This window comes from Protofrankia coriariae, assembly GCF_001017755.1.
Lineage (GTDB): Bacteria > Actinomycetota > Actinomycetes > Frankiales > Frankiaceae > Protofrankia > Protofrankia coriariae.
In genome coordinates this window covers 50,472-60,685 of the sequence record NZ_JWIO01000027.1, presented here as the reverse complement: position 1 = coordinate 60,685, position 10,214 = coordinate 50,472, and the positions used below count along the sequence as shown (strand labels likewise).

The window sequence follows — 10,214 nt, the reverse complement described above, 5'->3', positions numbered from 1 at the left end:
CCCGCCGGATCCGGCGGGAGCTCCGAGCCGACAGGGCCCACGTACGATCGTGTCGTCCTCGGCCCTGGAGCGTCGGTCAGACGGTCGCCAGGTGTCCGGTCCCGGTCGGGGACGGACATCGTGTGCGCGGACGGCTGTCGGCACAACCGCGCGTTCCCCCTGGTTGCATGATTCTCGCTGTCCGGTCGTGAATTCCTGTCGGATACGGAGTGAATTCCTGTCGGATACGAGACGGAGCCGCCGGTCCGGTCGACAGCCTATGCGACGCCGGCTCTGGCGGTGCTGTTGATGGTGGTGAGGATTTCGGCGAGAGTGTAGTCCTCGGGCGGCTCCGCCGGCAGTTCGACGCCGAAGGTGTCGAGGACGACGGTCTGCAGGTGCAGGTAGGCCAGTGAGTCCACCCCGACCTCGGCGAACGTGACGCCAAGATGGTCGGGCCGCTCGTCGGCGACGAGTACCGTGCGTTCCACGAGGAAGTCGAGCAGTTGGTCAGCGGTCCACTGATCCGCCATGGTTCTCTCCTTCGTCATGGTGATCCGGTTTCACCGGGTGCCGATCCGCGACCCATGAATAGAAGTTCCGGGCGATCGCGTCGCGTGGGCTGCGCCAGGTGTCCGGATCGTACGCGGTGATGTGTCTGGCGAGTTTCGTGTTGACGTCGACGAACAATGGGTGCTCGCGTACGGCGGGCAGGGCGGGCGCCACGTCGTCGGTCGCCTCGATCAGATGAAAGTAAAGTCCGTGAAAACTGAAGAGATCACGCCGGACGACGCCCAGCAGGTGTGGCAGCTCCCCGTCGTCCGATTCTCGGAAGATATCGGCGACGGGGGGTTCGTCGTCAGCACTGACACGAGCCACGATGAGAGTACGGTGCGTCATTCGACGGCCCTGTTCCGGGCCGCCGGAAGCCGGCCGGAGAATATTGACATGCCTGCCCCCTGACAGCTTGAAGAAAAGGACGGGCAAGCATGCCGCACCGTCGGCGTCGATGGTGCGGAAGCTGCCCGCGCAAGTCAGTGACCCGACGCCGTCGTCGGTGGTTCCGGTGTGAGAGCCGATGCGGTGGCCATCGCCCAGCCTGGTCAGCGCGAGTGCCGCAAGGCGTCACTTCGCGAAGGCTGGGGCCTGGCCGCCGCTCCGGCCCGTCTCTCTACGGAAGCATGAGGTATTGGGCCTGTCGTGTCTCGCAGTTGGCATGGCAAGAACGTGTAGTGGCAACTTGGTGCCGCTGGTGTGGCTCCACCGGCGTGGAAGTGCTATAGCCAGTCTTTTTTCGCCGCGAGGATGCCGGCCTGGAACCGGCTGCGGGCATCCATTCGTCGCATGAGATCAGCGATCATACGCCGGACTGTTCGTACCGACACGCCGAGGTGTCGGGCAGCGGCCTCGTCCTTGGCGCCGAGGCTCAGAAGTCGCAGCAGGAGGCGCTCGGAGTCGCTTGGAGCGGAATTGTCAATTCGTTGTTTTTTTGTGTTCGGGAGACCGCCGGCCTGATCGATCAGGTTGGCCTGGCCGGCCAGGCCGCGAACGGTGGAGGAGCCGCTACTGTCACCCGGCGCGCCCTGGCCGAAGGCGATGTGGTCGAGGCCGGCGCGCCGGAGTTCGGCCTGGTCGAGCTCACCGGCCCGTTCCAGGGGCCGCGCGGCTCTCCAGAGCTGATCGAACAGCATCGTGACCAGACCCGTCAGTGCCGGCTCCTGGAGCAGCAGCGCACAGCCACGCTCGTCGTCCGGGTCGGACGCCAGCAGGAGCAGGGCGGTCTCACGGTCGGCGATGGCCACGTCCGCCAGCGGGGCGTCGGCCATCCGCAGTTCCAGGCCCTGCGCGTCGACGAGGTCGCATCCGGCGGGGGCGTCGTCCCCCTGAGCCGGGCGTGGCCGGATGGCGCGTATGGCGACCCCGCGGCGGAGGGCCTGCAGCACGGCCTGGGAGCACTCCGCCGTCATGATCGATGGCTGCCAGGGTCGGGTGTGCAGAACCAGCAGCTCCCGTTTGGCCTGGGCTACGAGATCGAGCAGCTGGTCTGTGACCGCTTCCGCGCCCTTCAGTCGCACGACATCGACGGCCTGCTCCGGCTGCCGGCCCTGCATGTAGTCGGCGACCAGCGTGCTCACCTGCATACGAGCGCGGATGAGTTCCTCCTGTCGGCGGATGAGCTGATCGTGTTGCTGTCGGAACAACTGTTCGAGAGGAACCTCGGGGTGCACGGCGACCAGCCGGTCGGGGTTCTCGCGGGAGGGCACCAGCAGCGAGAGTTCGACGAGCCTGTCGCAGGCCTGCCGGATGGTGGTCGTGGAACACCCAAGGGCGATGCTTACCTCCTCGGCGCTCATGTCCTTCCGGCGTAGCCACAACCGGTAGGCAGCGAGAGCGATGTCATCGATACCGAGAAGGTCGAGCATCGTCATCTCCCCGGTCGACTAGTCCACGCGGGTGTTGGCCCTGGGCAGGCCCCGTTGCGCCTCTTCGCTCGTGACCACGTCGAGGGAGTGACGGACCAGCGCCACCAGGGCCTGTCTGACGGATTCCCGCCGGCGCGCGTCACAGAAGATGATGGGCCGGCGGGGGTCGACGTCGAGCGCGTTGCGGACCTCGTCGAGCCGATATTCCCTGGCGCCTTCGAACCGGTTGACCGCCACCAGGAACGGAATATCCCGCTCCTCGAAATAGTCGACCGCCGGGAACGAGTCGGCGAGCCGGCGGGTGTCGACCAGGACGATGGCGCCGATAGCGCCGAGAACCAGTTCGTCCCACATGAACCAGAAACGGTCCTGGCCAGGTGTGCCGAACAGGTAGAGAATCACGCTGTCGAGCAGTGTGATTCGGCCGAAGTCCATGGCGACCGTCGTCGTGGTCTTGGCACCGACCTGGGAGGTGTCGTCGATGCCGAGGCTCGCCGAGGTCAGTGCGGCTTCGGTCGTGAGCGGGGGAATCTCGCTGACCGTCCCGACGAACGTCGTCTTTCCGGCGCCAAAGCCACCGGCGATTATGATTTTGACCGGGCTGGGCGCCGGGCTGGCTATCTGTCTGCCGACCGTGTGCGGTCTAGAGGGTCTGTAGTCCATCGAGCACCTTTTCCATCAGCGCCACGTCGGGACGCTCGCTCGGTCGGGCTGGGCGGGTGACGCGTACGAGACCGGCGTCGATCATGTCGCCGACGAGAACACGTGCCACGCCGACCGGCAGGTTGAGCTGCGCGGATATTTCCGCGATCGACTGGATGCTCTGGCAGAGCAGCACGATGTTCCGTTGTTCTGGATCAAGAGTTCGGACCATCGCGCGCCCGTGCTCCGTCGTCGACACCAGAGCCACCAGCTCCAGCGCGCGATTGGCCGCCGGTCGCGTCCGGCCGCCGGTGACGGCATAGGGACGGACGACCGGACCTGCGTCGTCGTCGTACCACTCCTCGTCCACCGGTCCTCCTGATCAGGGCTTGACAGTAATCGCTGAAATTCGTCCTGCCGGAACTCGTCCCGTGAAAATCGTTCGGTCAAGAATCCGCCGACATCGGGCGGCGGTGGTCGGCGGCACTGTGCTGGAAACTCGGCCCGACGACGACCGTTCGGGCCGAGTTCCGGCGGAAACTCTCGCGGGACAAACCGGAACCCGGGCCGCCAGGGTTCCGGTTTGCTGTCAGCGGGGGAGCGCGGCCTGCATCTCGGCACGCAGTTCGGGGGTGAGGAACTCGCCGACACGGATGACCAGCAGCGCCATTTCGTAGGCGATCAGACCGATGTCGGCGCCGGGCGTGCTGAGGATGGCCAGACAGGACCCGTCACCGACCGCCGTGACGAAGAGAAATCCCTGCTCCATCTCGACGATCGTCTGGCGGACGTTGCCGCCGCCGAAGAAACGGCCGGCGCCGCGAGCCAGGCTGTTGAAGCCCGAGGCGACCGCGGCCAGCTGGTCGGCTGTCGTCCGGTTCATTCCGTTCGAGGTGGCGAGCAGGAGGCCGTCCGCCGACAACACGACGGCATAGGTAACCTCCGGGACTTTCCGCGTGAGGTTGTTCAACAGCCAGCTCATGTTCTCGACCGGGCCGATGTGGCGCATTACATCACCCTTTTCGCGTCGTCGTCGCCGTTCGGGTTCGGTCCCTCCTGTAGACCTCGGCCGAAGTTGGACTGGAAGGAGGACATCATGGATCGGATCTCGTCCGGTGACCGCGTTCCGGTGAGGAGCGACGGTGCGACGGGAGCGTTGGTGGGTGTCCCCTTCAGTTCAGGCGCGAGGCTGGCCCGCCGCTGCCGTTTGGGCAGCCCCGTCTCGTCGGGCTGCCCGGGCGGGGCGGCCGGCGCGGCCGACGCCTGGGGGAACCCGGAGCCGGTACCTGAGAACGGCTCTGCCGCGGGGCCGCTCCTCCTGCGGTTGGGCAGGCCGCGCTGCCGCTGCGCATCCAGTGGGTCGGCCCACCGGTCCGCTGGTTGCGGCCAGCCAGCGGGCGCGCTGGGCGCGTCGTCCCAGCGGGCGGACGGAAGTGGCGGTGGGGCGGGGCTGTCCGACGGTGGCTCGGTCCAGGAGTTGGGCTCGAGCGCCAGGTTGTTGGAGCGCAACCGCTCCCGCGGATGTTCGTTCCCGATGCCGTCGTCAACGCCGGTGCCGGTGTCGGCGTCCCCGTCACCGAGCTGGTCGGATTCGGAAACGAACCAGCTTGAACGGATTGTGGGGAAGACCGGCAGATCGTCCATGAGCGGCCTGTCCTCACCGCCACCGCCACCGCCGGAGCCGGAGGTGGCGGACGGCATCGGCGACGCACTCACCGACAGCAGTTCGCTGGTGTCGAAGGAGCCGGAGAGGGGGAGCCGGTCATCCAGCGGGTCCGAATCGTCCATGGGGATCGGGTCCCGCAGCGAGAGCGGCTTGCTGATGGCGAGCGAATCGGTGAGCGCGGTCGGGTCACCGAAGTCGATGGAATCCTCCAGGTGCGCGTCCAGGGGCACGTCCAACGGTGCGTCCAGTGCCGGCGTCCTGGTCCGCTCGGGCCTGGACGTGGTCGGCTCCTCCTGCGGGGCGTCGTCGATCTCGCGCAGCAGGTTGGTCGGGACCAGGACGATGGCCAGGGTGCCGCCGTACGGCGACGGCCGCAGACGGACCTGGATGTCGTGCCGTTGGGCGAGGCGACCGACGACGAACAGGCCCAGTCGTTCACTGGTACGGAGGTCGAACGGAGGCGGGTTGCTCAGCCGTCCGTTGATCTCCGCGTATTCCTCGTCGGTCATGCCCAGGCCGCGGTCCTCGACCTCGATCACGGATCCGTTGGAGACCTGGTGCCCGGACACGTGCACGGGGGTGTGCGGCGGGGAGAAGGAGGTGGCGTTCTCGATCAGTTCCGCGAGCATGTGGATCACGTCACCGACGGCATGCCCGCCGATGGCGGAACCGGCGATCGGCAGCACCTTCACCCGGGTGTAGTCCTCGACCTCGGCGACCGCGCCACGCACGACATCCTTGATCGCAACCGGCCGCCGCCAGCCACGGGCGGGCTTCGACCCGGACAGCACGATGAGGTCCTCGGCGTGACGGCGCATACGGGTCGCCAGGTGGTCGAGCCGGAACAGTTCGGCCAGCTCGTCCGGGTCGGTCTCCTTGCGCTCCAGCGCGTCGATGACCTTCAGCTGACGGTGGATGAGCGCCTGGCTGCGGCGGGCGAGGTTGAGGAAGGTGTCGCCGATGCTCTTGCGCATCGCAGCCTGTTCGACAGCGGTGCGCACGGCGACCTGGTGGACGGTGCCGAACGCCTCGCCCACCTGCCCGATCTCGTCCTTCGTCCCGATCCGGATGGGGAAGACCTCGGTTTCGACCTGGACCTGCTCGCCGCGGTGCAGCCGTTCCACAACGCTGGGCAGGCTGTCGTTGGCCACCTCGAGGGCAGCCCCCCGCAGCCGCCGAAGCTGGCGGATCATGGGGCTTGCGACGAGCAGCGAGATACCCACCGACACGGCCAGGACCAGCGCGACGAGGAGGCTGCTCAGCCAGGCGTTGCGAGTCGCGTGCGAGGCGATCGCGTTGCTCTCCTTCGTCAGGTCGGCCGCGATCTGGTTTTCCACCAGGCGTATCCGGGAGATCTTGTCCGCCATGGACTCCAGGGCACGCTGGCTGTCGATGGTGATCGGTTGGTTCATCTGGGCCGCGAACACGATGGCGTCGCGCATCTGGGAGACGCTGTCCGCGACCGGGCCGACCGTTTTGTCGTAAAAGTCCTGTTCCTCCAGGGAGGCGGTGGTGCGGAACTGCGCGATCCAGGCATCCTCGGCACCGGCGTTCGCCTGTGCCTGTTTGACGACCGCGACGTTGGTCTGGTGGAAGAGGATCACCGAGATGCTGCCGCGTTGCTGGGCGGCGGCCTCTCTCGCCCGTGACACGCTGGTGAGGGCGCCGACGTAGTTGATCAGTTTGGCGTTGTCGGTGCCGGCTCCCACCTGGGCGATGAGATCGAGCAGGTCGTTGATGCTTTTGTTGTAGAACTCCGTGTTCTTCACGCGGTCGGTCTGCCGCTGGTCGATCGCCTGCCGATGGTCGGGAACCTGGTCGAGCTGGCGCTGGATGGTGTCTATGACCTGCTGTAGGTCCTCGGTCACGCTCTTGGGGAGCCTGGTCGCCTCCCGCTGGTAGGTCGTGACGGCGGTGTCAGTCGGGCCGCGCCTGGCCTGCATCTCCTCGACGCCCTCACGGAATTGGCTGCCCACGACCGCGGAAGAGGCATAGCGTTCCTGCTGGAGTGCGTCAATAAGATCGTTGACTTTGGTTGAGAAGGCTGCGAGGTCCCGCACCCGGTTGCCTGTGTCGACGCTCTCAAGGTCGGCGCGCACCTGGAGGGCGCTAAAAACGGCCAACGCCACCAGCGGGAGGATGAGAATGGCTACCAACTTGGAGCGGATTGGCCAGTTCTGGAGCATCCGATCCTCTCCTTCGACGCAGTGTCCTGACGCCTTGTCGGGGCGAGCGTTCTGGTTCGGCGTTCCGTGTGCCGGCTTACACCTCGATCCACGGCGAAGACCGTGGCCGCGGCTCTTTCCCCCTGGGCCGGACAACTGTACCCGGGCTATTAAGCCCTCTCTGAACAGGGGTATAGGGGGGTGGGGAACGGGCTCGAATCGGATCAATAGGCGATCATCGGTTGGCCGTCCGGTCATGCTCGGGCAGCCCGCCGGCCGGCTCCGGGATAGGCGCGGATGATATTCGTGACGGATTGCGCGGCCCGATGATCGACGTTCGTTGTTGTGACTGGCGAGCTGCGAAAAGGTTAGTCGTGGACGGGTGGGTGTTTACGGATTGTGGGTCGGTAGACGGCCGAGTTGAAAGACAGTGGACATCGGGTCGCGCCGGGAATGGTCCGGAATCTGTCCCCGAACTGTCCCGGTCGGCCGCGGTCGGCGGGCCGGAGACGAGAAAGTGCAACAGTCAGGTGTCGTTCGGACCACTACCTGGTGCCGGTCACCGGGAAATCACCGCCACGGCCACCGGTGGGTGGTGGGGTCGGCGTTGATAGTGTCGGGACAGGCACTACCGGTCAGGCGCCCGCCATGCGTCGATCATTCCGACGGGTTGGGGCGGGCCCCGGCCCGGGCGGTCACGTGGGCGCCGTTGGGCACCGCACGCACCTCACCGGCCGTCCGGACGAGGGGATACACGGCGAAGTAATAGGTGGCCCCGTCCTGCGGGTCCCGCAGGTGCCAGCCACCTCTGATCTCCAGGCTGCTGTTGGTGACCTTCGCACGCCGGGCGGCCGGATCGTCCGGCCCGGTGGGGGTGGTGTCGTGCCGCCACAGCACGCGGGCTTCGGTGATGCCCGGCGGCATCTGGAACGTCAGGGTGATCGTGTTGCCCTGGTCCACGGCCCGCAGCGCCCGGATGTGCGGCCCCGGCCGGTGCCGGATGGAACGGCCGACGACCGCCCTGTCCTCGGCGATGCTGACCGGCGTGTACACCGTCGGGCCGGCTGTCGGGTCGGCCGCCGGGTCGGGCGCCGGGTCGGGCGCCGCGGTGTCGACCAGCCGCCCACGCCGGCTGGAGCCGACCAGGCGTTCCCGTCCCCGCAGGGACGCGGTGGACAGCTCGTGATCAACAGGGCCGAACGGTTCCGGCTCCGCCGCCGGTCGCGGGCCGTGCTCGTGGCCCGCCGGGTCACCTCCGGGGGCCTCCGGCGCGGACGCCCCCGCCTCGGACGCCCCCGCCTCGGCTCCCGCTACCGCCACCGGATCCGGCGGTGCCTCGGTGGCATAGATCCGGACCAGCGCGCCGGGTACCGTCGTCCACCGCAGGACTGTCGTTCCGCCGCTGTCGTCCACCTCGAGGTCCAGGACGGGCCGGGGCCGCCTGACCACGGTCACGACCACCTCCACCCCGCTGGTGTGGGCCAGCGCGCCGAAGGGATCCGGATAGGACACCCGCACCCGGTACCGGTAGGTCGCCCCGGTCTGCACGTCGCGGTCGACATGCTGTCCGCCGGTGGCGCGGAAGCGGCGGGCGGCCCCCCGGAACGGCGACGACTCGTCGAAGGTCCGCTCGATCAGCACGTCGTCGTAGCCCGCGTCGAGCCGCCAGGCCAGCGCCACACCGTCGCCGTCCATGTGGGCGCGCAGGCTGGTGACCTCCGGGACGATCACCAGCGGTGGGGTACGGACCGGTTTCGACCGTCTGCCGCCAGCCGTCGACATCACCTCGTGCCAGACCGTCACCCCTCGGGGCACGCCCGCGTCGGACAGCTCGGTCGAACCGGTCGTGCCCAGGCTGCGCTCGAAGCGCCCGCCCGGCGCGCTCGGGTCGGCGACCACCCGCAGAACACGGAAGGCGACCGGCCCCGCCGAGCGCGGCGGGGTCCATCGCAGGAGCACCGCGCCGTTGTCCTCCCTGGCGGTGAGGTTGGACGGCGGCGCGAGCGCGCCGGACTCGCTGGTCCCGCCGGGGCCGCTGGCATCGGCGATGTGGCCGTCGTCGACGCCGGCGGGATCGACCGCCTTCGGTTGTGGANTGGACGGGCCGGCCCGTCCACAACGGCAGTGCCGCCACCGCCACCGGTGCCGCCGGTGCCCTCGTCGACGACGGTGCTGCCCCCGTCGACAACGGTGCTGCCGCTGTCGGGGATGGTGCCGAAGGAATAGCGGGTACCGATGTCGTCACGGCGGACGNGGCGGACGATCCGCGAGCGCCCGCCAGCCTGCGTCTGCGTCCCGGCCCGTGCCGAGGTGGCTGGCGCGCTGCCCGGCCGTGCCGTGGCGATGTCCGCCAGCAGCTGGCGCGCCTGCCGCGCGGTCATGCGCGCACGCGGGTCCTTCTCGAGCAGACCGATGAGGACGTCGACCAGCGGGCCGGCCAGCCTGGTCGGCGTCGGCGGTTGGAACAGGATCGCCGCCACCATCGCCGCGAAGGTCTCCCGGTAGAACGGCGGCCTGCCCTCCACCGCGAAGTAGAGGGTCGCGCCGAGGCCGAACAGGTCGGCCTCCGGGGTGGCGGGGTCACCGTTGAGCCGTTCCGGTGACATGTACGAGGGCGTGCCGAGCACCCCGGTGACGGTGAGGGCGGAGTCGCTGTCCCGGGTGGCGATGCCGAAGTCCGTCAGCACCACCCGGCCTTCCGTGCCGATCAGCACGTTCGAGGGTTTCACGTCCCGGTGCAGGATGCCGAAGGCATGGGCGGCCTCCAGCGCGTCGCTGATCGCGACTCCGACGCGGGCCACCTCGGCGACCGGTAACGGACCATGGCCGCGGACCAGTTGGAGCAGCGACTGGGACGGCACGAGCTCCATCACGATCCATGGCAGGCCGTTCTCGACGACGACGTCGAGGATGGTCACCACGTGCTGGTGGCCGCGCAGCCTCGCGGCGTGCCGGGCCTCCCGCAGCGCCCGCTCGACCCGGTCGGCGCGTTCGGACGGGTCGAGACCGTCCTCGAGGTCGATTTCCTTGAGCGCGGCGTCGGCCAGCAGCACCTCGTCGAAGGCGCGCCAGACCGTGCCCATTCCGCCGGCACCAAGCCGTTCGATGAGCCGGTACCGGCCGGCCACAAGGCGGTTCACCTCTGGAGCGGCAGCCACGTCGCCCCCTCCGTGATGTTTTCGTACCGCGTTCTCCCAGTGCAGCATGCCACTTGGGCCGGGGGCCGGTGCCCGTGGCGTCGTCGGGCCGTCAGGTGTTCCGAGGCCGCCGGTCGGAAAGCCGGGCTGGAAAGCCCGGCCGGTGGGCCCGACAGGTGTCCCCGGGTGGCGGCGCGGCGGT

Annotated in this window: 9 protein-coding genes; all 9 read right to left on the bottom strand. The window is 68.5% G+C overall.

Annotation, left to right across the window (positions count from 1 at the left end; genetic code table 11):
• Positions 1–257 precede the first annotated feature (257 nt).
• On the bottom strand, positions 258–512 hold the full coding sequence (locus tag FrCorBMG51_RS16190; protein ID WP_047223896.1) for a phosphopantetheine-binding protein: 255 nt from the start codon (positions 510–512) through the stop codon (positions 258–260).
• Complete coding sequence (locus FrCorBMG51_RS16185) at positions 490–879, bottom strand: TcmI family type II polyketide cyclase (RefSeq protein WP_047223895.1); 390 nt, start codon at positions 877–879, stop codon at positions 490–492. The genes FrCorBMG51_RS16190 and FrCorBMG51_RS16185 overlap by 23 nt, the downstream gene beginning before the upstream one ends.
• A gap of 377 nt (positions 880–1,256) precedes the next feature.
• Positions 1,257–2,402: a LuxR C-terminal-related transcriptional regulator gene (locus FrCorBMG51_RS31495; RefSeq protein WP_047223894.1), complete on the bottom strand. Its 1,146-nt coding sequence runs from the start codon at positions 2,400–2,402 to the stop codon at positions 1,257–1,259.
• Between the two features lie 18 nt (positions 2,403–2,420).
• A complete protein-coding gene (locus tag FrCorBMG51_RS16175; protein ID WP_047223893.1) occupies positions 2,421–3,065 on the bottom strand; it encodes a GTP-binding protein in 645 nt (214 codons plus the stop codon).
• On the bottom strand, positions 3,046–3,414 hold the full coding sequence (locus FrCorBMG51_RS16170) for a DUF742 domain-containing protein (protein WP_047223892.1): 369 nt from the start codon (positions 3,412–3,414) through the stop codon (positions 3,046–3,048). The genes FrCorBMG51_RS16175 and FrCorBMG51_RS16170 overlap by 20 nt, the downstream gene beginning before the upstream one ends.
• 219 nt (positions 3,415–3,633) lie before the next feature.
• Positions 3,634–4,053 carry a roadblock/LC7 domain-containing protein gene (locus FrCorBMG51_RS16165; protein WP_013872032.1) on the bottom strand — a complete coding sequence of 140 codons (420 nt, stop codon included), beginning with the start codon at positions 4,051–4,053 and terminating at the stop codon, positions 3,634–3,636.
• On the bottom strand, positions 4,053–6,896 hold the full coding sequence (locus tag FrCorBMG51_RS16160; RefSeq protein WP_047223891.1) for a sensor histidine kinase: 2,844 nt from the start codon (positions 6,894–6,896) through the stop codon (positions 4,053–4,055). Before FrCorBMG51_RS16160 ends, FrCorBMG51_RS16165 begins: the two co-directional genes overlap by 1 nt.
• A 636-nt stretch (positions 6,897–7,532) precedes the next feature.
• Positions 7,533–8,774, bottom strand: a complete 1,242-nt coding sequence (locus FrCorBMG51_RS31490; RefSeq protein WP_235433632.1) for a hypothetical protein — start codon at positions 8,772–8,774, stop codon at positions 7,533–7,535.
• Entirely contained in the window at positions 8,675–9,958 is a 1,284-nt protein-coding gene (locus FrCorBMG51_RS31485; protein ID WP_476742182.1) for a serine/threonine-protein kinase, read from the bottom strand. Before FrCorBMG51_RS31485 ends, FrCorBMG51_RS31490 begins: the two co-directional genes overlap by 100 nt.
• Positions 9,959–10,214 lie beyond the last annotated feature (256 nt).

Excerpts from the sequence above, each read along its gene's own strand:
- FrCorBMG51_RS16190 (WP_047223896.1), bottom strand. The coding sequence starts at position 512 with ATGGCGGATCAGTGGACCGCTGACCAACTGCTCGACTTCCTCGTGGAA.
- FrCorBMG51_RS16185 (WP_047223895.1), bottom strand. The coding sequence starts at position 879 with ATGACGCACCGTACTCTCATCGTGGCTCGTGTCAGTGCTGACGACGAA.
- FrCorBMG51_RS31495 (WP_047223894.1), bottom strand. The coding sequence starts at position 2,402 with ATGCTCGACCTTCTCGGTATCGATGACATCGCTCTCGCTGCCTACCGG.
- FrCorBMG51_RS16175 (WP_047223893.1), bottom strand. The coding sequence starts at position 3,065 with ATGGACTACAGACCCTCTAGACCGCACACGGTCGGCAGACAGATAGCC.
- FrCorBMG51_RS16165 (WP_013872032.1), bottom strand. The coding sequence starts at position 4,053 with ATGCGCCACATCGGCCCGGTCGAGAACATGAGCTGGCTGTTGAACAAC.
- FrCorBMG51_RS16160 (WP_047223891.1), bottom strand. The coding sequence starts at position 6,896 with ATGCTCCAGAACTGGCCAATCCGCTCCAAGTTGGTAGCCATTCTCATC.